Source organism: Arthrobacter sp. BL-252-APC-1A, assembly GCF_009696625.1.
In the GTDB taxonomy this organism is placed as follows: domain Bacteria; phylum Actinomycetota; class Actinomycetes; order Actinomycetales; family Micrococcaceae; genus Arthrobacter_B.
In genome coordinates this window covers 366,283-390,135 of the sequence record NZ_VULS01000003.1, presented here as the reverse complement: position 1 = coordinate 390,135, position 23,853 = coordinate 366,283, and the positions used below count along the sequence as shown (strand labels likewise).

General features: G+C 65.8%; 23 protein-coding genes. 12 read left to right on the top strand and 11 right to left on the bottom strand.

The annotated features are described in order from the left end of the window. Positions 1-5: 5 nt before the first annotated feature. The 4 genes from FYJ28_RS06945 to FYJ28_RS06930 form a co-directional block, all read right to left on the bottom strand. A complete protein-coding gene (locus tag FYJ28_RS06945; protein WP_055239983.1) occupies positions 6-458 on the bottom strand; it encodes a MarR family winged helix-turn-helix transcriptional regulator in 453 nt (150 codons plus the stop codon). 42 nt (positions 459-500) lie between these two features. Next, the gene (locus tag FYJ28_RS06940) at positions 501-770 is read right to left on the bottom strand and encodes a hypothetical protein (protein WP_152969873.1); all 270 of its coding nucleotides are present in this window, start codon (positions 768-770) and stop codon (positions 501-503) included. Positions 771-962: 192 nt separating this feature from the next. Further along, positions 963-4,259 (bottom strand): DEAD/DEAH box helicase, encoded by a 3,297-nt coding sequence (locus tag FYJ28_RS06935; RefSeq protein ID WP_154578742.1) that lies wholly within the window; start codon positions 4,257-4,259, stop codon positions 963-965. A 179-nt stretch (positions 4,260-4,438) separates the two neighbouring features. Further along, on the bottom strand, positions 4,439-5,908 hold the full coding sequence (locus tag FYJ28_RS06930; protein WP_154578741.1) for a sulfite exporter TauE/SafE family protein: 1,470 nt from the start codon (positions 5,906-5,908) through the stop codon (positions 4,439-4,441). 127 nt (positions 5,909-6,035) lie between these two features. Between FYJ28_RS06930 and FYJ28_RS06925 the strand changes: the two genes are divergently transcribed. Next, positions 6,036-6,644 carry a rhodanese-like domain-containing protein gene (locus FYJ28_RS06925; RefSeq protein WP_154578740.1) on the top strand — a complete coding sequence of 203 codons (609 nt, stop codon included), beginning with the start codon at positions 6,036-6,038 and terminating at the stop codon, positions 6,642-6,644. After that, entirely contained in the window at positions 6,641-7,402 is a 762-nt protein-coding gene (locus FYJ28_RS06920) for a sulfite exporter TauE/SafE family protein (protein WP_154578739.1), read from the top strand. The genes FYJ28_RS06925 and FYJ28_RS06920 overlap by 4 nt, the downstream gene beginning before the upstream one ends. Positions 7,403-7,582: 180 nt before the next feature. Here FYJ28_RS06920 and FYJ28_RS06915 read toward each other — a convergent pair whose 3' ends face one another. Together FYJ28_RS06915 and FYJ28_RS06910 are read right to left on the bottom strand one after the other, a co-directional pair. Next, the gene (locus tag FYJ28_RS06915; RefSeq protein ID WP_154578738.1) at positions 7,583-8,974 is read right to left on the bottom strand and encodes an MBL fold metallo-hydrolase; all 1,392 of its coding nucleotides are present in this window, start codon (positions 8,972-8,974) and stop codon (positions 7,583-7,585) included. Then, on the bottom strand, positions 8,856-10,295 hold the full coding sequence (locus FYJ28_RS06910) for an NAD(P)/FAD-dependent oxidoreductase (protein ID WP_154578737.1): 1,440 nt from the start codon (positions 10,293-10,295) through the stop codon (positions 8,856-8,858). The genes FYJ28_RS06915 and FYJ28_RS06910 overlap by 119 nt, the downstream gene beginning before the upstream one ends. 97 nt (positions 10,296-10,392) lie before the next feature. Between FYJ28_RS06910 and FYJ28_RS06905 the strand changes: the two genes are divergently transcribed. The 5 genes from FYJ28_RS06905 (at position 10,393) to FYJ28_RS06885 (ending at position 14,926) form a co-directional block, all read left to right on the top strand. Then, positions 10,393-10,902 (top strand): Lrp/AsnC family transcriptional regulator, encoded by a 510-nt coding sequence (locus FYJ28_RS06905; RefSeq protein WP_154578736.1) that lies wholly within the window; start codon positions 10,393-10,395, stop codon positions 10,900-10,902. 125 nt (positions 10,903-11,027) lie between these two features. Beyond that, positions 11,028-11,555: a gluconokinase gene (locus tag FYJ28_RS06900; RefSeq protein ID WP_055239990.1), complete on the top strand. Its 528-nt coding sequence runs from the start codon at positions 11,028-11,030 to the stop codon at positions 11,553-11,555. A 65-nt stretch (positions 11,556-11,620) separates the two neighbouring features. Further along, on the top strand, positions 11,621-13,024 hold the full coding sequence (locus FYJ28_RS06895) for a GntP family permease (protein ID WP_154578735.1): 1,404 nt from the start codon (positions 11,621-11,623) through the stop codon (positions 13,022-13,024). Between the two features lie 94 nt (positions 13,025-13,118). Continuing rightward, entirely contained in the window at positions 13,119-13,880 is a 762-nt protein-coding gene (locus FYJ28_RS06890; protein ID WP_055240108.1) for an SDR family oxidoreductase, read from the top strand. Positions 13,881-13,891: 11 nt separating this feature from the next. Further along, entirely contained in the window at positions 13,892-14,926 is a 1,035-nt protein-coding gene (locus FYJ28_RS06885; RefSeq protein WP_055239992.1) for an L-idonate 5-dehydrogenase, read from the top strand. Between the two features lie 22 nt (positions 14,927-14,948). Here the strand turns inward: FYJ28_RS06885 and FYJ28_RS17305 are convergent, their stop codons facing one another. The 3 genes from FYJ28_RS17305 to ppk2 form a co-directional block, all read right to left on the bottom strand. Beyond that, positions 14,949-16,844: an HNH endonuclease gene (locus FYJ28_RS17305; protein ID WP_229780300.1), complete on the bottom strand. Its 1,896-nt coding sequence runs from the start codon at positions 16,842-16,844 to the stop codon at positions 14,949-14,951. Between the two features lie 408 nt (positions 16,845-17,252). Then, a complete protein-coding gene (locus FYJ28_RS06875; protein ID WP_055239994.1) occupies positions 17,253-18,002 on the bottom strand; it encodes a FadR/GntR family transcriptional regulator in 750 nt (249 codons plus the stop codon). 48 nt (positions 18,003-18,050) lie between these two features. Continuing rightward, the gene (ppk2, locus tag FYJ28_RS06870; RefSeq protein ID WP_055239995.1) at positions 18,051-19,091 is read right to left on the bottom strand and encodes a polyphosphate kinase 2; all 1,041 of its coding nucleotides are present in this window, start codon (positions 19,089-19,091) and stop codon (positions 18,051-18,053) included. A 140-nt stretch (positions 19,092-19,231) separates the two neighbouring features. Between ppk2 and FYJ28_RS06865 the strand changes: the two genes are divergently transcribed. The 3 genes from FYJ28_RS06865 (at position 19,232) to FYJ28_RS06855 (ending at position 20,937) form a co-directional block, all read left to right on the top strand. Next, complete coding sequence (locus FYJ28_RS06865; RefSeq protein ID WP_154578734.1) at positions 19,232-20,131, top strand: GmrSD restriction endonuclease domain-containing protein; 900 nt, start codon at positions 19,232-19,234, stop codon at positions 20,129-20,131. Between the two features lie 271 nt (positions 20,132-20,402). Beyond that, a complete protein-coding gene (locus FYJ28_RS06860; RefSeq protein WP_154578733.1) occupies positions 20,403-20,612 on the top strand; it encodes a hypothetical protein in 210 nt (69 codons plus the stop codon). Positions 20,613-20,721: 109 nt separating this feature from the next. Next, entirely contained in the window at positions 20,722-20,937 is a 216-nt protein-coding gene (locus FYJ28_RS06855; RefSeq protein WP_154578732.1) for a GNAT family N-acetyltransferase, read from the top strand. Here the strand turns inward: FYJ28_RS06855 and FYJ28_RS06850 are convergent. Then, positions 20,880-21,317 carry a nitroreductase family deazaflavin-dependent oxidoreductase gene (locus FYJ28_RS06850; protein ID WP_154578731.1) on the bottom strand — a complete coding sequence of 146 codons (438 nt, stop codon included), beginning with the start codon at positions 21,315-21,317 and terminating at the stop codon, positions 20,880-20,882. The genes FYJ28_RS06855 and FYJ28_RS06850 overlap by 58 nt on opposite strands. Positions 21,318-21,363: 46 nt before the next feature. Beyond that, positions 21,364-22,260, bottom strand: a complete 897-nt coding sequence (gene gluQRS, locus FYJ28_RS06845; RefSeq protein ID WP_326831581.1) for a tRNA glutamyl-Q(34) synthetase GluQRS — start codon at positions 22,258-22,260, stop codon at positions 21,364-21,366. Between the two features lie 119 nt (positions 22,261-22,379). Here gluQRS and FYJ28_RS06840 point away from each other — a divergent pair, with 119 nt between their 5' ends. Both FYJ28_RS06840 and FYJ28_RS06835 read left to right on the top strand, forming a co-directional pair. Continuing rightward, positions 22,380-23,288, top strand: a complete 909-nt coding sequence (locus tag FYJ28_RS06840; RefSeq protein ID WP_154578729.1) for an LLM class flavin-dependent oxidoreductase — start codon at positions 22,380-22,382, stop codon at positions 23,286-23,288. A 50-nt stretch (positions 23,289-23,338) separates the two neighbouring features. Further along, the gene (locus FYJ28_RS06835; protein ID WP_055240001.1) at positions 23,339-23,782 is read left to right on the top strand and encodes a nucleoside deaminase; all 444 of its coding nucleotides are present in this window, start codon (positions 23,339-23,341) and stop codon (positions 23,780-23,782) included. The last annotated feature ends 71 nt before the right edge of the window (positions 23,783-23,853 follow it).

The window sequence follows — 23,853 nt, the reverse complement described above, 5'->3', positions numbered from 1 at the left end:
GCCGGTTACATCCCAGGCGTGTCCTGGGTGTCCGGGCCGTCCTTCCAGCCCAGGTTGGCGGCCATCCGCTGCATTACGGAAACCAGCGCCGTGTACTCTTCCTCCGAAACATCAACGGTCAGCTGCTCCCGGATGCGCTCGACGGCGCCGCGGAGGTTCTCCAGGCTGCGCGTCCCCAGATCTGTCAGTGCGTACTCCTGCTCACGCAGTTCCACCCAGCCGCTTTCGGCGAGTTCTTCGATCATCTCAGCGGAGGTCCCGGCTTCCACCGTGGGAAAGAAGGGTTTGAGCTGATCGGAGAGCTCCTTCTCGCTGGCGGGCCCGTTGGTGAGCAGATTCATCATCTGCCACTGCCTGCGGGTGACGCCGTGCTCCTCAAAACTTGCGCCGAACTGCTCATCGACCAGCTGGTCCAGCAGTTTGAGCCAAAAGCCTATGGGACGTTCCTGGGTAGCCATCCACCCACTGTACAAACCGGGACCGGTGCTGGGAATGGCTCCCTAGAGGCGGGCCTGCATTCCGCAGGAAGGGCAGGGACCGGAACGGGCCAGCTCCACGCACACCACGCAGACCGGCAGATGGGCGTTGTCGCTGCGCAGCGGCCGGTTGGGCATGGTTTTGCCGCAGTACGGCTTGGGGCGCCTGGCATGCTGCATAGCCCGGCGCTTGCAGGGGGTGCAGAAGACGTGCACCAGCTCGTCGCTGTCTTCAGGGGGCGTTTCGGCGGGACGGACGTCCGCGTTCGGACGGATGGCTTCTTTGAGACTCAAGTCTGTCTTTTCCTTGCTGGTCTTCGGGTGCCGGCCCGGGTCCGGCAACATTCCCAAAATACCCATTTCTACAAGGGGTAGAAATTCTGGCGGAAGCCGCGCAGGCGCGGAAATCCGCGGATGCCGGGTGAAACGCTGTGCAGGAATTCACTGCTGAATGTGGCGTGGGCGGAGTTCGGGCTGATCCGGCGGTTACTGCAGGAGTTCCCGGATGTCCTCAGCCGTCAGGGCGGAACTGAACACTGCGTCGTCGTCCAGTACGGAGGAGAACAGTGCGGCCTTCTGCTCCTTGAGTGCCATGACTTTTTCCTCGATGGTTCCGCGGGCCACCATCCGGTAGACCATCACCGAACGGGTCTGTCCGATGCGGTGCGTGCGGTCCACGGCCTGCGCTTCCGTGGCCGGGTTCCACCAGGGGTCCAGGAGGAAGACGTAGTCGGCTTCGGTTAGGTTCAGCCCGAAACCGCCCGCTTTCAGGCTGATCAAAAAGACCGGGGCCTGGCCGTCCTTGAAGGCGGCGATGACTTCAGCGCGGTTCCGGGTGGAGCCGTCCAGGTAGGTGTAGGTGATTCCGGCGTCGTCCAGCCGCTGGGCAGCCAGTTTCAGGAAGGACGTGAACTGGCTGAACACCAGTGCCCGGTGCCCTTCAGCGGTGACGTCCTGGAGCTGTTCGAGCAGGGCATCGAGCTTGGCGGAGGGGACCCCTGCGTTTTCCGGGTCCACCAGCGAGGCGTCCAGGCTGAGCATCCGCAGCAGGGTCAGCGACCGGAACACGATCATCCGGTTCCGGTCCATGTCCTCAATCAGGCCCATCAGCTTCTGCCGCTCGCGCTGCAGATGCGTCTCATAGATCTTGCGGTGCTTCGGGGTGAGGTCCACCTCCAGCACCTGCTCCTGCTTGGCAGGCAGATCCGAAGCGACTGCTTCCTTGGTGCGGCGCAGCATCAGCGGCTTGATCCGGCGGCGCAGCTTTCCCAGCTGGGCCATGTCCTGGGACTTCTCGATCCGGCGCTGGTACTCCTCGGCGAACCGCCGGGCGGATGGGAAGAGTCCCGGCGCCACGATCGCGAACATGGACCAGAGCTCCATCAGGTTGTTCTCCATTGGAGTTCCCGTAATGGCAAGTTTGAAGGGAGCCGGCAGGTCCCTGGCGCACTGGTTGGCCCGGGTGGTGCGGTTCTTCACGAACTGGGCTTCATCCAGGATCAGCCCATCCCACTCCTGGGTCCGGTAGGCAGCGAAGTCGAGCCGGAACACCGCATAGGACGTCACCACAATGTCCGCACCGTCGATCAGGTCGCCCAGCTTGCGGCGGGACTTGTTGCTTGTGTCCGGGATCGAGACGGCACGCAGGCCCGGGGTGAACCTGGCAGCTTCGGAAATCCAGTTCGGTACCACTGAGGTGGGGGCAACCACCAGGAAAGGCCGGCGGGGCCCGTTCCCTGCTGGTCCGGCCAGCTGCACTTCCCGGGCGCGGGCAATGAGCGCCAGCGCCTGCAGGGTCTTGCCCAGTCCCATGTCATCAGCCAGGACACCCCCGAGCCCGTGCTCCCAGAGGAAGGACAGCCAGTTATAGCCCTGAACCTGATAGGGCCTCAGCTCTGCCCGCAGTCCCGCCGGCAGAGGGGCAGGTTCCACGGATTCGAGTTCCAGCAGCCCGCTGACCGCGGCGCGCCACGCTGCTGCCTGCTCGGTTTCCTCCGCCAGTTCCTCCAGCTCAGCCCAGAGTCCGGCCTGGTACCTGCTGATACCCAGCTCTCCGGTGTCCCACTCCTGCAGGGCCTGGGCTTCTTCGATCAGGGCATGCAGCCGTTCAAATTCGGGCCGGTCCAGGGACAGGTAGGTGTTGTCCACAAGTTTGATCTTGGTCTTGCCCTTGGCGATGGCCTTGAATACATCGGCGAAGGCGACCTGCCGGCCTTCGACCGTGATCATCACCGCCAGGTCGAACCAGTCCCGGCGTTCGGTTTCAACGGTGGTGATCTTCAGCTGCGGAGCGGACGTCAGCTCCCGGTAGTCCGGCCGTTCACCCAGGATGTCCACGCGGATGCCGTCCGCTTTCTGCAGCTTCGGCAGGGTGTACTCACTGAACTCGGCGGTTTCGATCTCGTGCAGCACGGTGTTGTGCGGTGCAGACCCCAGCACCTTCCGTGCCGTTTCCAGAAGCTCGGTCTCCGCTCCCACGTCCCGCGCGGCCGGGTCTGACGGGGAGGGGCGCGTATCCAGGGCAATCCGGATGGAGGTGGTTCCCTGCCGGTATTCGTATTCCCAGCCCAGGGCCAGCTCGTCCTCCGGCTGGAAGGCGGCAGTCAGGACCAGGACCGGCGGCTCAACCTCCGGGAACTGGACCGATTCGTCGCTGCTGGTCACCGGGAGCACCTGGCGCAGCTTCGGATAGAACTTCTCCAGGAACAGGCCGGTGTCTGACTCCGGGATGGTCACCGGGGCGTTGCCGGCCAGCAGTGTCCGGTCCTGTTCCGTCAGGGTCCGCGGGCTCGGTGCCAGCAGGATCATGCCGCTGGCGGCCTGGACATACAGGCCGTGGCTTCCGATGATGCCGGCAGTATCCAGCGGGTAGGACTGTCCGTCGATTTCCAGGCTGGGCAGCAGCTGCAGCGGGCCGTGCTCCTGCGCAGCAGAGCGGACATCGAGGGCAAGTATGGCTTCGGAGCCGACGTGCACCGTGACGTCTTTTTTGGTGCCGACGAACTCCACGCCCAGCCGCCGGGCTTCGCTAAGCAGCTGCCACAACAGGGGGTTGGCGAAGTCGTCCAGGTAAAGCCATGAGTCGTTCTGGCCGAAATAGCTCACGCCGTTGGACCGGTGCAGGGCAGGGAACTGGGAAAACCAGCGGTGCTGCTCCGGATCCAGCTTCAGTCCGTAGGTCTGATAGGCCAGGTTCGTCCACGCCAGGTTGTTCTTGACCCAGGCGCCGCGGGCATTGCGGACCACCGGCCGGACTCCCAGCCGCCAAGCCGGTGCCCGGACAGTCCGTCGGGATGCGGGCGGCCCCCACACTCCTGAGGAACCGCCGTCGCGCCGCCGCAGTTCAAACTGCAGGCCCAGGGGAGTGATTCGGCTGGGTTCGCTGCTGGTGCTGCCCTCCAGCAGGCTTTGCAGGGACGCCTGCCAGGCGGGCACGGCAGGCTGGGCGGAGGCGCTGCGCAGTTCCTGCCGGCCGATGAGGTGCTCGGTGTTGCTCTGCAGGGCCGCGGCAGCCACATGCTTGCAGTCGTACCCCACCGGGCAACTGCAGTGGTTGTCCACCAACCGGTAATCGCCCTGGCGTTTGGCTTCGAGGACCAGCATGGTGCTGTAAGGGGTGCTGGCATGGCCGCGGACCCGGGCACGCAGGACATGGCCGGCGCCGTCCCAGTCCAGGGATTCGACGGACCCTCCCTTGGCATAACCCTGGCCCCGCTGGAACGCGGAACCACCCACCACTCGGATGATGTCGGTGACATCGATCAGGGGCATGGTGTCGGGCATGGTTTTATCGTCTCACGCAGTCCTGACACGCTGGGCCGTTCGTCATAACTGCAGGTCAGGGGATGTGGTGAGGTCGGTTTGGCCTTTTGGTTCCCTAAACAGGTAGCATCACCTGTAACGCAGATCACAAAGGCGTGATCTGCGTGCAACGCTTGGATCACCGCTGGAAAGCCCCGGGATCACCCTCCGCCGGCACAGGCCGAGCGAACAAAACCGTACACCGCAGCCGTGAACTCTGCCGGCGGTTCAAGCCGCAGCTGAATCACCGATGGCTCATCGGCAGCGTCCACTTCGATTTCCCGGGGCCACGGCTGCCCCGGCGCCTCGCTGAGCAGTGTCGTCGAGCCGATCCTCACATTGACCATGCCCGAGCCGCCGCTGGGAGTTACCAGAATGCGGACGACGGCGGTGCGGCCGTCCGCTGCAACCTCCAGTTCCGGTGCCAGGGCAAAGGAGGCGACGGCGTCGACCTCCTGCTGCAGACAGTCCTGCCCGTGTGCCTGGGCGACGGTTCGGTAGGGGTCGGCTGCGGGAATAATGAGTTCCCCCGCAGCCCCCTCCACTTCGGTCTCCAAGTCCAGGCGGACGGCGGCGTCGAAGCCTGGTCCGTTATTGCTGCATGCCGCCTCCGGCAGTTCAACCGGCAGTGCCACACGGCCGCCGGGACGGAGCGTGGTGGCATCGCCGTCGGCGGGAGTCCATGGCGCGGGGCTGGAGTAGGCGGCGGTTTCCAGCTGGGCTGCGGTGATCACCATATCCGTCCCCGTGTTGTTCTCCACCAGCACATTCAGGCTCCGTTCCCCGAAGCTCAGCCTGCTCGCGGCGAGGCTGGCGCTGGCTGCAGGTGGGTCTTCCGGTGCCTCGGGAGCCTGTGCGGGCAGCAGCGCCGGTACGGTCTGGATGAGGACACCGAGGGCAACGGTGAAGATCACGGCCGCGAAAATACGGCTGACCACCGTCTGGTTGAGCCGGTGCGCCAGCCGCGCCGCCGCGAGTGAGGCGGCCATCGCCATGGCGGCGAAGCTCAGGGCCAGGGACCAGTCGATGGCCAGGCCATCCAGGTGCGCCGCGAATCCCGACGCTGAATTGACGGCGATGATCACCAGCGAGGTGCCGACGGCGCGGGCCATGGGTACGCCCAGCAGCAGGGTCAGCGCCGGAATGATCAGGAAACCGCCGCCTACCCCGAGCATCCCCGTGAGGAACCCGACCATCAGTCCCACCGGAATGCCGCGCAGCGCCAGTCCACCCCAGCTGCCGTTCTCCGCGGGCCGCACTGGGGGAGCAGGGTTCCGGGCGCTCGCCAGCATCCGTATCCCGGCGATGATCATGATCAGGGCAAAGCACAGCATCAGCCAGTCAGGGTTCAGCAGTTCTCCCACTGCAGCCCCGGCCCAGGATGCCGGGACGCCCGGCACAGCGATCATCAGCACCAGTGGCCAGCTCACTTCCCGGCGCAGCCGCGGCACTGCGCCGGCCAGCGATGCCAGTCCGACGACGATCAGCGAGGTGGGTACGGCATCTTCCGGGTCCAGTCCCACCACATAAACCAGGGCGGGCACGGCAATGATGGCGCCGCCCGCGCCGACCAGGCCCACGATGGCGCCAACCACCAGTCCCACTGCCAGGCCGAGCAGCACCGTCTCCATGGAGCAACATTCCCAGATTGCGGCGGCGGGGCATAGAGGCGGCCATATACCCCCGGGGGTGTTTTGCATACCCCCATGGGTATATGGGATTGTTGAAGTTCCCCCCACTTCCTCCGAAAGGACCCCCATGACTGCGAACACCCCCGCGGCCGTAACCTCCGTTGATGCGCAGACCCTCCGCACCTGGATGAAGGACCCGGACGACCTGATCGTCATCGACGTCCGTTTCGCCGCAGAGTTCGAAGCCATGCACATCCGCGGTTCCTACAACGTGCCGCTTCCGCTGCTGTCCGAGCACACCGATGAACTCGCCGAGCGCCTGGGCAAGCGCGTTGTGCTCGTCTGCCAGTCCGGCACCCGTGCCGAGCAGGCCCGCACCCGCCTTGGCAGTGCCGGCATCGGTTCGGCGCACGTCCTGACCGGCGGCGTCCCCGCCTTCGCAGCGGCCGGCGGCGACGTCGTCCGCGGCCAGAAGCGCTGGGACCTCGAACGTCAGGTGCGCATGGTGGCCGGCTCCGCCGTCGTTCTGGGCCTGGCCGGCGGACGTTTTGTCTCGCCGAAACTCCGCGTGCTCGCCGGCGGCATCGGCGCCGGCCTGACCTTCTCCGCTGCAACCAACTCCTGCGCCATGGGCGCGGCGCTGGCCAGGATGCCGTGGAACAAGACTGCTTCCGAGCCGACGCGTGAGTCGGCCATCCGGTCGCTGCCCAAGCAGGGCGGACCCGCAGCCTCATGACCCCCACCCTGGTGCTGGTGCTCAGCCTGTCCCTGCTGATCGGACTGTCGCTTGGCCTGCTGGGCGGCGGCGGTTCGATCCTGACTGTGCCGATCCTGGTCTACGTCGCCGGGTTCGGCGCCAGGGAAGCAATCGCATCCTCACTGTTCGTGGTGGGCGTGACCTCCGCGGTAAGCGTGATAGGCCATGCCCGCAACGGCCGTGTGCGCTGGCGGACCGGACTGATCTTCGGTGCCGCCGGCATGGCCGGAGCGTTCGTGGGGGGCCTGCTGGGCAGCCGCATTCCTTCCGTGGTGCTGATGATCGCGTTCTCGCTCATGATGATCGCGACGTCGATCGCCATGCTCCGCGGCCGGCGCAAGGCCGACCCGGACAAGGCTTACTCCGACTTGCCGATCCTTCGCATCCTTGCCGACGGTGCCGTTGTTGGCCTGGTGACCGGCCTGGTTGGCGCCGGCGGCGGGTTCCTGGTGGTGCCCGCCCTGGCCCTGCTCGGCGGCATGCCGATGGCGATCGCTGTGGGTACCTCGCTGGTGGTTATTGCCATGAAATCCTTCGCTGGCCTGGCCGGATACCTGACCACCGTGCAGATCGACTGGAGCATGACCCTGGCCGTCACGGCCATGGCGATTGTCGGCTCACTCATCGGAGCCAAACTGGTCGGCCGGATTCCCGAGGCCGCCCTGCGGAAGGCCTTCGGCTGGTTCGTACTGGCCATGGGCGCGTTTGTCCTGGTGCAGGAAATCCTGGGCATGTAACAACGCGGCGTCGAGCACAAAACACCCGGCTGGGTTTACCAGCCGGGTGCTTTTGTGTACTTGCTTCCGGGCCGGTGCCGGGGTGTCGGTGCGGTACATGGTGCGTGGTGCAGAAACTGGGTCCCGGGACAGCGAAAAACCCCGGCCCGCGAGAAGCGGACCGGGGTTATATCGCTGGTGCTACGAAGCGTGCGCGGCAGCCCAGGCGGGGTAGGCGCCTTCGAGCTCGACGACGTCGTACCCGGCGTTGCGCAGGGCGTGGCCGACGATCGAGCTGCGCATGCCGCTGGCGCAGTACGCCACGATCTTGCCTTCGGAAGGCAGCTCGTCCAGGTTCCACAGGGCGCGTCCGCCGTGCAGCTGGTGCGAGCCCGGGATGTTGCCGGCCGCGTGCTCGGTGCGGGCGCGGACGTCGAGCACCATTGCTGCGTCGAACGAATCAAGGTCCGTGGCGGAGATGGTGGCCGGTGCTGCCTGCGGGAGTCCCTCCAGGCTGGTGACGAACCCGGCGACGTCGTCAATGCCGACGCGTGCCAGCGAATCGCGGACGGCGTGGGCCTGGTCCTGGTCTGCGGTGAGCAGGATCAGCGGACGCGTGCGTTCGGACTCAGGGTCCACGGCCCAGGCGCCGAAGCTGGCGGTCTTGCCGCCGGCGGGGATGTGCAGGGCGCCGGGGACCGTGCCCTCGTGCAGTTCGGGAACGCTGCGGGTGTCCACGAAGGTGGCTACGCGGGTCTCGAGCCTGGTCACGACGTCGGCGGCCGGGATTTCAGCCAGCGGTTCGCGCGGGCCCATCACTGCCGGACCCTGCTTGTTCTGCTTCTTCATCCGGGCGAAGTAGGCGTGGGCCTCGGGCTGTCCGTCGAGGAGTTCGTTGATGAAGCCCTGCTCATCATTGGCCGCGAGGTAGGGGCCCCACCAGGCGTAGAGGCGCTCGTAGCCCACGGTGGAGGAGGGGATGGCGCCCAGTGCCTTGCCGCAGGCGCTGCCCGCGCCGTGGCCGGGGTGGACCTGAACGTAGTCGGGCAGGGTGAGGAACTTGTCCCGCAGGCTGGCGAACATCTGCTTGGCGCCTTCGAAACGGGTATCGACGCCGCCGGCTGCTTCATCGAGCAGGTCGGGACGGCCGAGGTCACCGGCGAAGACGAAGTCGCCGGAAAGCAGGTAGCCGGCCTGATCGGTGAACGCACCGTCGGTGACCAGGTAGGAGAGGTGCTCGGGGGTGTGGCCGGGGGTGTGGAGGGCCTTGATGGTGAGGTTGCCGATCGTGATGGCATCGCCGTCGTACATCCGGGTACCGTCGAAACCGTACTGCCAGTCAGCTCCGCCTTCGCCGGAGATGTAGATCTGTGCGCCGGTGGCGGCGGCCAGTTCGCGCGTGCCGGAGAGGTAGTCGGCGTGGATGTGGGTCTCGGTCACCGCGGTGATCTTCATGCCGTTCGCAGCAGCGAGTTCAAGGTAGGGGGCGACGTCGCGGCGGGCGTCGACGACGATCGCCTCGCCCAGGCGCTGGCAGCCGATGAAGTAGCTGGCCTGTGCCAGGTCCTCGTCGTAGATGCGTTCGATAAGCATGGGTACTCCTTTGGGGGATCGGGGTACCTCCACGGTAATACCCCCTAGGGTATAAATCCAAATACCCAAGGGGGTATATCCGCTGATCGAACGGCCGGATTTCCTCCGGAACAGCGCCGGTGGTGATTTGCTCGGCGAGCAGCTTTCCGGTGGCCGGGCCCAGGACGATTCCCCACATCCCGTGGCCGCCGGCTACATAGACTCCCGGAGCCCTGGTGGCGCCCACCAGTGGAAGGCCGTCCGGCGTGACCGGCCGCGGGCCAACCCAGATGTCCTCCAGGTCATCCAGGTCCATGTTGGTGAACAGCGGACGCACCGAGGCGAGGATCGCGTCAATGCGCCCCGTCTGCAGCGGCTCATCCGGCCCGCGGAACTCCATGGTTCCGGCGATCCGCAGCCTGCCCTGGTAGGGGGTGCAGGCCACCCGGCGTGCCGGGAAGTAGATGGGGAATTCGGCAGGCTGGTCAGTTGCCACGCTGAAGGAGTAGCCGCGGCCGGCCTGTACCAGCGTCTTCACGCCCAATGGCCGCGCCAGGCGGGGGAGCCAGGCGCCTGTGGCGAGGACAACGACGTCGGCCGTTACCGGTTCCTGCGCGTACGTTTCCACCGCGATGCCATGGGGGCCGTGCCGCAGTGACTGCACTTCGGCACCCGTAAGGATTCGGCCGCCCCGGGACTGGACGGCTTCCGCGAGGGCCTGCACGAACGGGCCGGGCTCAATAAAGCGCTGGCCTTCCATGGCGAAGACTGATTCAACGTTGCCGGAGAGCTGGGGGACCTTCAGCTGGGCGTCCTGGAGCCGGTTTAGCGGAACGGACTGCCCGGCCTTCTCCACGTGGTGGATCTCCTGGATGAACGGCGCACTCTGGGCATCCTTCTCAAACCCGATGATGAACGGGCCCTTGTGTGTGGAGGCCTGGACCCCGGCGGCCGTCAGTTCGTCAAAGGCTTCAAGTGCCATCCTGTCGATCGGTGTCAGTGCGGACATGGTGCGGGCCCAGGCGCGTGGGGTGGCATGGGCGGCGAAACGCAGCAGGAAGGAGAACAGCTCTGGGTCCAGCCGGGCCGGAATGTGCAGGGGTGCCGAGGGGTCCAGCAGTGCCTTGGCGCCGTAGCTCCAGAGCGACGGGTCCGAAAGCGGCATGGCCATGCCCGGCGTCAGCCAGCCCGCATTTCCCCAGGATGCTCCGGCGCCGATCCCGGAGCGGTCCAGGACGGTGACCTCTACTCCGCGTTCCTGCAGGTGCCAGGCGGTGGAGAGGCCCACCATTCCTGCTCCAACAACGACGGCGGTGCGGGGTGCTTCGGCGCGGGGGTACATGGCGGCTCCTTAACGTGGTCAGTCTTGCGGCCATCGTCGAATAATCCACGTCGTGGGAGCAATGGTTTTGCAGGAGATTCTGTATAGGCTCCGCGTTATGAGTGAAGATTTGATAATCGGAGTTTCCGTAGGGGCTGGACCGAAGGAACGGCGGGTGCTGGATCCGGTTGACCGGAGGATCCTGGAGCTGCTCCGCTCCGATGCGCGGATGCCCAACAATGCGGTTGCGGCCGCCGTCGGCATTGCTCCTTCCACCTGCCATGGCCGAATCCGGGCGCTGCAGGAGCAAGGCGTGATCCGGGGTTTCCATGCAGACGTGGATCCCGCGGCTACCGGACGTGGCCTGCAGGCAATGATCGCCATCCGGCTGCACGCCCACGCACGTTCAAACCTGGCCACCTTCAAGGACTATCTCGCGCAGCTGCCGGGTGTGGAGAGCATCTTTTTCGTCACCGGGGACCGGGACTTCCTCATCCATGTGGCGCTCGCTGACTCCGGGGCGCTCCGGGACCTGGTGGCAAACAACATCAGCGTTCATCCCGAGGTTGCGGGTACCAACACCAGCGTGATCTTCGAGTATGTATCCGTAAAACAGTCTGTCCGCTAGTGTGCTGCACTCGGTACCCGTCCGGGGCCGTGGATGATGTGCTACTTTTGACCTGATAAATCTGATTTATTAGTGGTCCATGCCATATCAAATCAGATGTAATGGAGCGTCTGAGGAGTTTGGCCATGCCATTGGCGAACAATCTTTATCCCCCGCTGGTCGTTATGGGCGTCCAGGGATCGGGCAAATCCACCGCGGGCCAGGCGATTGCCGCCGAACTCGGAATGCCGTTCCTTGACGGAGACGACCTGCACCCCGCCAGCAACAAAGCCAAGATGGCATCAGGCCATCCGCTGACTGACGAGGACCGCGAACCCTGGCTGCGTGCCATCGGCCGCGAGCTCGAAGCAGGACTGCAGAACGGCACCGCCACCGTGGTTGCCTGTTCGGCACTGAAACGGAAGTACCGGGACCTCATCCGGTCCTACGCTCCGACCGTCGAGTTCGTCCACCTTGAGGGATCCCGCGAGCTGATCGCTGAGCGGCTTTCCCGGCGCGACCACGAGTACATGCCGCCGAGTCTCCTCGACTCCCAGTTCGAAACCCTTGAACCACTCGGCGAGGACGAGGCCGGAATCCGGCTGAGCATCACGCTGAGCCTCGACGAAATTGCCGCTGGTGCGGCAGCCGCAGTCGGACCCGCCGGGCGTTAGCCCGGACTTTCCCCACTGAGTTACTTACCCCACCAAGTCACTCTCACCATCCTGATAGGACAACGATGACCGATCTTGAGCTCAACTGGACGCTGGGTACTCCCGGCCTCCTGCTGATCGCCGTCGCAGCAATTGCCCTGCTGCTCGTGATGATCATGAAATTCCGTATCCACGCCTTCCTGGCGCTGATCCTGGTCAGCCTCCTGACCGCGGTTGCGACAGGCGTGCAGGCCGGGGACATTGTCCCCACCATGCTCAGCGGCTTCAGTTCCACGCTCGGAACCGTGGCGCTTTTGGTGGGCCTCGGCGCCATGCTGGGCCGCATGCTGGAGGTTTCCGGCGGCGCTGAAGTGCTGACCAATGCGCTGATCAACAAGTTCGGCCAGAAGCGCGCCTCGCTGGCACTCTCGGTGGCCTCGCTGCTGTTCGGTTTCCCGATCTTCTTCGACGCCGGCCTTGTGGTCATGCTGCCGATCATCTTCACCGTTGCCCGCCGCATGGGCGGATCGCTGCTGACCTACGCCTTCCCTGCAGCCGCGGCTTTCTCCGCCATGCACATCTTCGTTCCGCCGCATCCCGGCCCCGTGGCCGCCACCGGCCTGCTGGGCGCCGACGTCGGACTGGTCCTGATCTTCGGCCTGATCGTTGCAATTCCCACCTGGTACCTCGCCGGTTACCTGTTCGGCCACTTCCTGGGCCGCAAGTTCAACATCCCGGTGCCGTCCATCCTCGATGCGCCCAAGGGTTCGGTCGAGTCCGAGTTCCGCTCCTCGCCGAGCCTGGGCACCATCATTACGCTGCTGCTGCTCCCGTTCGTCCTGATCTTCCTGAACACCGGCCTGAACATGGCTGACGCCGCCGACCTCGTTTCCCTTGACGACACCTGGGTGCAGATCCTGCGCATGCTCGGTGAAACTCCGGTTGCCCTGCTGATCACCGTCTTCCTTGCCATGTGGCTGCTCGGCCGCCGCCAGGGCAAGAACGGCACCCTGATCGAAACCGTGGTTGACTCCGCACTCGGCCCGGTCTGCTCCATCATCCTGATCACCGGTGCCGGCGGTATGTTCGGCGGTGTCCTGCGCGCCAGCGGCATTGGCAACGCGATTGCGGATTCGCTGGACGCTGTCGGTCTGCCGGTTATCGTGGCCGGCTTCGTGATCGCTGCGATCGTCCGTGTTGCGCAGGGTTCGGCCACCGTTGCCCTGACGACCGCCGCCGCCCTGGTGCAGCCGGTTGTGCTGGATAACCCCGACTTCAACGCGGTACAGACCGTGGCGATCGTGCTGGCACTCGCTGCCGGTTCCGTCTTCGCCGGCCACGTCAACGACTCGGGCTTCTGGCTGGTCAGCCGGTTCTTCCAGATGGACACCAAGACCACGCTGAAGACCTGGACCGTTGGCCAGGCGCTGATCGGCGTCGTCGGGTTCGTCCTGGCGCTGGCGATTTACCTGGTCGCGTCCGGGTTCTAGTACATCCATCCGGCCGGGAGCAGCTCTGTTCCCGGCCGTTTTGGTACCCGGATTCACCGGGTGCCGGAGAGGAGCCGCAGTTTTGGCTGCCAACATGTTTGATATTTCCGGGCGGATTGCCCTGGTCACCGGATCCAGCCGGGGCATTGGCAACGCGATTGCCCGCGGGCTCGCAGGTGCGGGCGCCGTCGTCGTGCTCAATGGCCTGGATGCCGACCGGCTGGAAGGAGCGCGGGCTGCGCTGGCCGCGGAGTTTGGAGAGGACCGCGTCTTCGCGCGCCGGTTCGACGTCACCGACGCTGTTGCGGCGGCCGACGGCGTGGCCTGGGTAGAGCGCGAAATCGGTCCGCTGGACATCCTGGTCAACAACGCCGGTGTGCAGCACCGTGTGCCGATGCTGGAGCTCGACGTCGAGGACTGGGAACGCGTGATGCGTACCAACCTGACCAGCGCGTTCCTGGTGGGGCGTGAAGCTGCCCGGCACATGATTCCGCGCGGGCGGGGCAAGATCATCAACATCGCCTCGGTGCAGGCGGATCTGGCACGGCCTACCATCGCTCCGTACACGGCATCCAAGGGCGGTATCCGGAACCTGACCCGTGCGATGACGGCGGAATGGGCTGCCGAAGGGCTGCAGGTCAACGCGATCGCCCCGGGGTACATCCACACCGAGATGACCCAGAACCTGGTCGACGACGAGGCCTTCAACTCCTGGATCCTCGGCCGTACTCCGGCCCGACGGTGGGGGAGCGTGGAGGACATCGTCGGTCCGGCGATCTGGCTGGCATCGGATGCGTCGAACTTCGTCAACGGGCAGGTCGTCTTCATTGACGGCGGCATGACCACAGTGGTGTGAAAGGCAGGACCATGGAGATTCTTGGAGTAGTAGCGCACGGTGCGGGTGACCTGCGGGTTGAACCCGTTGAGCTGGATGCCCCGGCCGCCGATGAGGCCGTTGTGGAGATCGCGTACGGCGGAGTGTGCGGGTCCGACCTGCACTACTGGCAGCACGGCGCTGCCGGTGAGTCGGTTCTGAAGGCTCCGATGCTTCTGGGCCACGAGGTTGTGGGGCGGGTTGTCCGCGCTGCCGCTGACGGATCCGGGCCTGCTGAGGGTGCCGCTGTGGCGGTTCATCCGGCGACTCCCGGTCCCGGTGACGGGTCCCGGTATCCCGAGGACCGGCCGAACCTTTCTCCCGGTTGCACTTATCTGGGCAGCGCAGCCCGGTTCCCTCACACCGAGGGTGCTTTTGCCCGCTTTGTGAACCTTCCGACCAGGATGCTGCGGGTGCTGCCGGAGACGCTTCCGATGCGCCGTGCCGCGCTGATCGAGCCTGCGGCGGTGGCCTGGCATGCGGTTTCGCGTGCCGGCGATGTGCGGGGGAAACGGGTATTGGTCACCGGGTCCGGTCCGATTGGTGCGCTCATCACTGCGGTGCTGAAGACCCGGGGCGCTGCAGAGATCATTACGACGGATATGCACGAGTTCCCGCTGCAGACCGCTCGCGCGGTTGGAGCGTCGCGGAGCCTGCTCGCAACCGACGCGGAAGCGATTGCGGCCGTGGATGCCGACATCTGCTTTGAGTCGTCGGGAAGCTACCGGGGCCTGATGTCTGCCGTTCAGGGTGCGACGCGTGGCGGACGCGTGGTCATGGTAGGTCTGCTGCCGTCGGGCGAACAGCCTGCGCTGATTTCCCTGGCAATTACACGGGAACTCGAGCTGGTTGGGTCCTTCCGGTTCAACGACGAGATCGACGAGGTGATCGCTGCCCTGGCCGACGGCAGCCTGCAGATCGATCCGGTTATCACCCACGAGTTCGCTGTAGAGGATGCACTGGAGGCCTTTGCGGTCGCGAAGGATGCTTCGGTGAGCAGCAAGGTGCTGCTGCGCTTCGGCGAGTGACGGCGGCGGCAGCGGCATAGACTCAGCCGCTTTCCCCGGTGGTGGTGCTCGTGCAAGTGGCGATGTCCCCGCTCCCGGGGAGAGCCGGCGAGGCGGATAGGTAAGCGTGCCCGGTGGGCGTGGTGATGCGGACCTTGTGCCGTGGCTGGGGCAGCTGGGGTGGCTGGGGTACTGCTTCTGGCGGCCGAGGCGGCCGTTGCGGTTGGAACGGTTGTTGCGGCAGCTGTTGCGGCTGGAGGGTGGTGGAGTTCCAGCCGGGTGCTTGCTTGGCATGGTTGCATGCTTCGCAGAGGCCCTGCCCGTTGGTGTAGGTGGTAGGACCGCCCTCGGCGTGGGACTGGATGTGGTCGATGTGGCGGATCGGTGCATCGCACCAGGGTGTGCGGCAGGTTTGGTCCCGAGTCCGGATGAGTCTGGCCAGCCCGGGCGGAAACGCCCGTGCCCGGGACTCCATCGCGGCCAGCTCGCCCGAGACCGGGTCCAGGTACAACCGCCGCAGCATCACCACATCCGCCGGTTCCGGACCACCCGGCTCGCCGATCTGGGGACTGTTGCCGGGCCCAGGTGCGGTCTGGTGCGAACTGTTGCTGTTTCCTGGTGCGGTCTGGGGACTGTTGCCGTTTCTGGGTGGGCTCTGGGGACTGTTGCTGCTTCCTGGCGGGGCCTGGGGACTGCCGCGTCCGAGCGGGCTGCGAGGTCTGCTGCTGTTTCTCTGGGTACTGTTGCCGCTTCGGAGCGGATTGAGGGGCACGGTGCTGTGTCCTGGCGGGTTGGTCAGGGCTTTGCTGATCAGTTCCCTGGCCCAGTACCCCGGAACGGTCCCGTAGCCGGGGAAGTATGCCGGCTCGTCCGGCCCTGACTGCCGGAACAAGGACCGGTCCGTGATAACCAGCTGCACCTCTACCGGTACCCGGTCTGCACTGCCCTGCCCGGTGACGCGTTCAACCAGGGTGTCGGCCATGATCTGACCGCGCCCGCGCTCATCCCCTGAGGCCCGCAACCCATCCGCTGCCCGGGACAACGCCGCATACACGGCCACACCCTGCGCGACGGGCAGCAGAGCGCTCAGATACGACATGGTGTCCGGGGCCGGACGGCAGGACACGTACCGGTCTGCCACGGCCTTGGCGTTGCGCTTCACCTGGGAAGCCTGATCCAGGGCCTGGGTAACCGTCCGGATCCGGGCGATCAACCTGCGGTCACCCAGCCCTTCGAGCTTGTCCGGGTCCTTGCAGATCAGCTCATCAACCCGGGCACGGTCTTCCAGGTCCAGGCACGCGGTTTCGCGGACCAGCAGGGTGGCACGCCATTCACTGAGCACCCCGGCCGACAAGGCCGCCAGGGTATAAGGCATCTCGTGGACCAGGGCCTTGCCAAAGCCCAGATGCCGGGCGCCGCGGTGCGGTGAGTCCCTGCGGGCCAGAGCGACCTGCGCTCCGATCCCACGGCCCAGCTGATCGGCAGGCACCCCGGCACGGGACTGCGCGCGTCTCTGCGAAGCGTCAAACGCTGCCGCGGCTCGTGCCTGCACCGCCGCAGCAGCTGACTTCAACTCCTCCAACACCCGCATCAAATCAACAAGGTCGGAGTCGGCGATCTCAGTGGCGATGTCCGCTTCGTGCACGGGATCCTGCAGGTAATGCAGCCAAGCAGTGACGTTCTCACGGAGCGAGTTCGTTGCGGGAGACGAAACAGGGAGGGGGTGGTCACGGCGACCAGGAGTGAGAGGTTGCCCGGCATCGCTCAGCGACGGCCCGGTCTGGTCGGGCATAGCCGTGGATCGGCCTTTGACGGGCAGCCGCGGATCGAAGCTGCAGTTCTCGGTGCCCTCTAGGCTCTTGGAGCGCCGGTGCAGACTCGGCGAGGCGCCTGTTGATGTCGGTGCCGCAATCGGAGGCACTGCTTCCATTTCCAACATGCCCACACGCTATAAATGCACGGCTCCCGTGTGGCCAGTAGGTCCAGCGCCTGTGGATAAGGATTTCTGCGCGCCGAGAGATGCCATGGCTGTGGAGGAATAGAGGGCTGGGCTGACGGGCTCGAGTTGCTGCCGCTGCCGCTGCCGCTGCCGCTGCCGCTGCCGCATCGCCGCTGCCGCTGCCGCATCGCGCCGCATCGCGCCGCATCGCCGCTGCCGCTGCCGCATCGCGCCCGCATCGCCGCTGCCGCATCGCGCCCGCATCGCCGCTGCCGCATCGCGCCCGCATCGCCGCTGCCGCCGGGCTACCGTGCCGCAGACAGCAACCCCCGTCAGCCCGCTCCCGCGGCGTTCCCGGCGTTCCCGACGTCCCCGACGTTCCCGACGTTCCCGACGTCCGCCGTCGAACTACCCCTCCACAGCCCCCGGCTGCCGCTCTGGCTGCGTGAAGATCCTCGGCTCATCCCGCCAGACACCCTCGACCTCAGACTTTGTCCGGCGCATGATCTGGTCCATGGCTTCGCGTGCGGCGTCGGGGTTGCCGGCCTGGATGGCGTTCGCGACGTCGACGTGCCACTGCAGCGCCTCCTCGTGCGGACGGGACGGCATCAAACCGTAGTCGGTGCGGCCCCGCAGCACCTCGGCGATCATGGACTGCATCTGTGCGAACATCTCGTTCCCCGAGGCGGCCAGAACCAGGGCGTGATAGTGAATGTCGAGCTCCAGGAACTGCTGCAGATCACCGGCCCGCCCCACCGCACGCATCTTTGCGGCAACGGCCATCAGCTCTGCAGCCATGTCCTCGGGTGCGTGTTCGGCGGCCAGTTCGGCTGCGGCAGGCTCGACGGCGGAACGGAGCTCGGTCAGCGAGCGCAGCTGCGCACCCTTGCCGGGGACTGAGGCAAGCCGCCAGCGCACGATGTACGGGTCAAAAACGTTCCAGGATGTCTCCGGCAGCACGCGGATCCCGACCCGTTTGACCGTCTCCACCAACCCCAGGGACTGCAGCACCCGGACAGCTTCACGGGCAACGGAGCGGGATACGTTCAGCTCGGTCTCGAGCTGTTCCGAGAGCATGGTGTCTCCGGGCTTCAGCTCCCCGGAAACGACCCGCCGCCCCAAAGACTCGATAACCAGGCTGTGCAGGCGCGAACTCATGCGGGTCTCGGGGTTGAAGTCACCGTTTCATCATAGGCAGTTCCGGGCTCAGGGCTGGGGTTTGACTACCGGAAACAGTCCGTCGGGTTCCTCGCCTTCCTCGTAGTGGCTGGCGGCCGGACCAACAATCAGCGGGTCCGGAGCATGCGCGACCCGGCGGTCCTTGTTGGGGTAATCCACACTGTCGAGGACAAATCGCATGGCTTCGAGGCGGGCCCGTTTCTTGTCGTTGGACTTCACCACTGTCCATGGCGCATCTCCGGTGTCCGTGTAGAAGAACATGGCTTCCTTGGCCTGGGTGTAGTCATCCCACTTATCCAGGCTGGCAAGGTCGGTGGGGGAGAGCTTCCACTGCTTGACCGGATCTGTTTCCCTCGCGGCAAACCGGGCCAGCTGCTCGGCGCGGCCAACGGAGAACCAGAGCTTGCGCAGCAGTACCCCTGAATTCACGAGCATGCGTTCCAGTTCGGGAACCTCCCGCATGAATTCCAGGTACTGGGCCGGCGTGCAGTAGTTCATCACGCGTTCGACGCCGGCACGGTTGTACCAGGACCGGTCCATCATCACGATCTCCCCGCCGCTGGGCAGCCGGGCGATGTAGCGCTGGAAGTACCACTGCGTGCGTTCCTGGTCGCTGGGCTTTTCGAGCGCCACCACCCGAGATCCGCGGGGATTCAGATGCTCATTGAACCGCTTGATGGCACCGCCCTTGCCGGCAGCGTCACGGCCTTCGAAGATGATGAGCATCTTCTGCCCGGTGTCCTTGACCCACAGCTGCATCTTCAGCAGCTCGATCTGCAGTTGCCGTTTCTGCCGTTCGTAGCTTCGGCGGCTGAGTTTCTTGGTGTATGGATAGTTGTGCCGCCAGGCAGCGTCGTCGCCCTTGTCCCGAACCTTGGCGGTCTTTGAATCAAGTTCCCCGAGCTCATCAAGCTCTGCCGCGTAGTCCTCCGCGACCGAGACCCGGCTTTTCCCGCCGTCGGATGAGGCTTGGCGTTCGGTGAGTTCTTCCGCAAGCTCATCCTCTGCCTTCCCAATGCGGGCAGAGGTTTTAGTGCCTGACTGTGAGCCGTTCTTACCCGTGGCCATGTGCATCTCCTTGCGACGGCTTTGACCCGAATCTACGCGGCCCAAGGCGCCCAGCGGAAGGGTGGCGCTTGGAAGGGCCAGGCTCGGGACCCCGCGAGCCTGCACGGGAACGGCATTCGGGGCACGGATAATTAGGGGCGATGAAACACCTGCGCCCCGCCCTGCTGTCCCTTGCCGTCCTCCCCGTAATTCTCTTCGGAACTGCCTGCGTCCCCCAGGAGACGGATTCGGCAGCACAGCTGCCGGCCTCACCGGCCGCTTCTTCCTCAATAACAGAGCCACAGGCCGGAACGGCGCTGGAACAGCTGAGCGGGATTCCCATCAAGGGCCGCGCTCCAAAGACCGGTTACAGCCGCGAAGAGTTCGGGCCCGCCTGGGCGGACGTGGACCATAACGGCTGCGACACCCGGAACGACATTCTTGCCCGCGACCTGACAAATGAGACGTTCAAACCCGGCACCAAGGACTGCGTTGTCGCATCAGGAACCTTCGTTGATCCCTACACCGGGAGCACCATCAGCTTCGTGCGTGGAAACACTACGAGCACGGCCGTGCAGATCGACCACGTTGTAGCGCTCTCGGACGCGTGGCAAAAGGGCGCCCAGCAGCTCTCGGCGGAGGAACGCCGCCAGCTGGCCAACGATCCGCTGAACCTCTTTGCCGCTGACGGCCCGGCGAACGGCGCCAAATCGGATTCCGACGCCGCTACCTGGCTGCCGCCGAACAAGGCCTTCCGCTGCGAGTATGTCGCACGCCAGACTGCGGTCAAGGCGGAGTACCGGCTGTGGATGACGCAGGCAGAACACGATGCCATCGCCTCTGTCCTTGCTTCCTGCCCGGACGAACCCGTTCCGGCCCGCGAGGGAACAGCGTCCCGGACTGTCGGTCCGGCGCCGGAGGCTGCCGTATCCAGTACGACGCCGATGTACGCCAATTGTGCGGCCGTCAAGGCTGCCGGAGCAGCACCAATCCGTCCGGGAGATCCCGGCTGGGATCCGAAGTTCGACGGCGACGGCGACGGAATTGGCTGCACGTCCTGACCGGATTTCGGGTCATGGAAACCAGCAGGTGAACCTGCGGACAAAACCTGTCCGCGATGCGTTTCAATCCGGACTCAAGCTGTCCTGATAAGCGTCGTTTCGCCCCTTGACCGCTTCTAGCGTTGAGGCAGTTCTGCAACAGTGGGAGCGGCCACGTATCCACGGAAGCTCCCGTTCGCGGAAGGAAGCGGACGAGCGGAAACGGTCCTGCGGAAGCGGACCGGCGGATGCTGCCCGGCGGAAGCGTCAGAAGTGCTGAGGGATGATGAACATGAGCTTGATGGAGATAGAGCTGGCGAAGCTGGATTACCGGCAACGCATGGTTGAAGCAGAGCAGTACAGGCAGGAACGGCAGAGAGTCGACCGCCTCCGTGGGACCGGCCGCCTGACCCGAAGGGCGAAGATGGACATCCCGGTCTTCGGATTCAGGATTGGCGGTTTCCGGTACCGGCTCTGGTTCACCCGGACTGTCGCGCTGTAGCTCCAAGGACCCTGGACGAATCCGTGAGGGGAACCGGTCTGGGCAAGCGGCTGTACGCAGCCCTCGTGCAGCGGCTGGGGAGCAGGGCTACGGCACCCTGGTGGCGGGCATGACGCTGCCCAACCCGGCCAGCGAAGCGCTGCACGGCTCACTGGGGTTCACTCTGGTGGGAGTCTTCCGCCGGGTCGGGATCAAGCACGGCGCCTGGCACGACGTGGGCTGGATGCAGCTGGACCTGCTGCCCGGATCGCCGCCTGACAGCGAGGGCTATTCCATCCGCTCCAGTACAAAGAGCGGAATCTCCCGGTCGGTCCTGGCCTGGTAATCGGCATAGGGCGGGTACGCCGCAACGGCACGCTCCCACCACACTGCCTTCTCGTCCCCGGTCACTTCACGGGCCTGCATGTCCCATTTCTGCGGTCCGTCCTGCAGCTCCACGTGCGGGTTCGCCACGATGTTGAAGTACCAGACGGGATGCTTCGGAGCGCCGCCCATGGACGCGACCACCGCGTAATCGCCGTCGTGCTCCACCCGCATGAGCGGAGTCTTGCGCAGCTTGCCGCTCTTGGCACCCTTGGTGGTCAGCAGTACCACCGGGCGTCCGTTCAGGGTGGTGCCGCGGGTGCCGCCGGAGGACTCGATTTCCTCGGCCTGGTCGCGGGAGCGCTTGGAGGTGCTGGGGGCATATTCACCGGTTAGAGGCATGCGCCCCAGTTAACACCCAAGTCCGGACGGTGCACCACCCCGGATCTCAGGAAGCGGAGGGAGCCGCCGGTGGCGTGAAGATCCACGGTTCCCGCGGTAGCCGGCCCGGATCGAAAACCTCCAGCGCTTCAGGGAGGGTGCCGGGAAGCCCGAGCGAGCCCAGGATCATCGCCGCTGCCTCCGGTGCGGAAATCCCCAGGTCCGCCAGCGCGCCCAGGGTGACGGCGCCGTCGCGCTTGGCCAGCCGCTTGCCGCTCTCAGAGAGGACGAGCGGCACGTGGACGTATTCCACCGGCGGCAGGCCGAGCAGCGAGGCGAGGTAGGCCTGGCGGGGTGTGGAGGAGAGCAGATCGTCCCCGCGGACCACCTGGTCAATGCCCTGGGCTGCATCATCGACCACGACGGCGAGGTTGTACGGCGGAACCCCGTCGTTGCGCAGGAGCACCAGGTCATCCACCACACCGGTGTAGTCCCCGTACAGGGCGTCATGAACCGTGTACTCACTGACATCGGCACGCAGGCGCAGGGCCGGAGGACGTTCGAGGCGGCGCCGGGCGCGTTCAGCTTCGGAGAGGTTGCGGCAGGTGCCGGGGTATGCGCCGGGCGGAGAGTGCGGGGCGCGCGGCGCGTCGGAGATTTCCGCGCGGGTGCAGAAGCATTCGTAGACGCGGCCGTCGGCACGCAGCTTCTCGATGGCATCCAGATACACCGGGGTGCGGTCGGACTGCCGGATCACCTCTCCGTCCCAGTCGAGCCCGACGGCGGCAAGATCCCGCAGCTGCACAGCTTCCGCCCCGGCGCGGGCGCGGTCCAGGTCCTCCACGCGCAGGATGAAGTCCCTGCCGGTGCTGCGGGCGAACAGCCATGCCAGCAGGGCAGTGCGGAGGTTGCCCACGTGCAGTTCGCCGGACGGGCTGGGGGCGAAGCGGCCCGCGCCGGTCACGGCAGAGGACGGGGAAAGATGAGGGAGCACGCCTTCCAGCCTACAAAGCCCGGACGGCTTCCGCGCACGCCGGCAGCCGTTAGACTGTCCGGCACCATCACCGGAGCAAGGAGACAGTTATGCCCGACTACGGCCGCGACCTGCTCTTTGGCGCCTTCATCACACCGGTGGCATCGCCTCCGCTGCGGGCAGTCGAGCTGGCTGTAACAGCGGAAGAGGCCGGACTGGACCTGGCCGCTTTCCAGGACCATCCCTATCAGCCGCGGTTCCTGGATACATGGACACTGATGTCCTACGCAGCCGCGCGGACCTCGCGGATCCGGCTGGTGCCCGACGTGCTGAACCTGCCGCTGCGGCAGCCGGTCATTATTGCCCGCAGCGCTGCCAGCCTGGACCTGCTCAGCGGCGGACGGCTCGAGCTCGGACTGGGGACTGGAGCCTTCTGGGACGCCATTGCCGCAGCAGGCGGCGAGCGGCTTGCCCCGGGGGACGCCGTCACCGGACTTGAGGACGCGATCAGCATCATCCGCGGTATTTGGGACACCGGGGCCACCGCTCCTCTCCGGGTCGACGGAAAAATCCACCAGGTTCACGGAGCCAAGCGGGGTCCGGCACCGGCACACGACGTCGGAATCTGGCTCGGTGCCTACAAGCCGCGCATGCTGCGCCTCACCGGAGCGGCAGCGGACGGCTGGCTGCCGTCGCTGGGATACCTGCGCGGAGGCCCGCCGGACCTGGCTGCGCTGAATGCGGTGATCGACGACGGCGCAGCCTCCGCCGGGAGGGACCCCGGCTCGGTGCGGCGGCTGCTGAACATCAGCGGGTCCTTTGGCTCCACCAACCGGGGACTGCTGCAGGGACCGCCGGGCCAGTGGGCCGACGAACTAACGGACATGGCACTGCAGTACGGGATCTCAGGCTTCATCCTGGCCTCTGATGACGCTGAGGAGATCACCCGGTTCGGTACCGAGGTGGCCCCGGAGGTCCGGGAACGAGTGGAAAGGGCCCGGACGCACAGTCACGGCTGAGCGGAGCCGCGCCCTTCCGCACGCAGGACACAGGGCCCTAGTGTGGGGCCATGACATCGGAGCTGCTGCTGCCCGCCCTGAACGCCGCACGCAAGGGCAAGGAAGAAGGCGGAATACCCATCGGCGCCGCCCTCTTCGTGGACGGCACGATTGTTTCCACCGGACGGAACCGGCGCCAGCAACTCGGCAGCGTCATCCGGCACGCAGAAATGGACTGCCTGGAACACGCCGGACGCCTTCCTGCAGGTTCCTACACCAGGGCCACAATGGTCACCACGCTCTCTCCGTGCGACATGTGCACCGGGGCCATCCTGCTGTACCGGATTCCACGCGTCATCATCGGTGAAAACCGCAGTTTCCGCGGACCCGAAGACCTGCTGAGGCAGCGGGGCGTGCAGGTTGAGGTCCTCGACGATCCGGCCTGCGCCATGCTCATGGAGGAATTCATGACGGATTACCCGACGCTCTGGAACGAAGACGTCGGGATGCTCTAGTTTTCCTTGCCGGTTGCTCCGGCGTCGTGAAGGATGACCCCAGCGGGGGGAACCATCTGCAACGGCGCAGG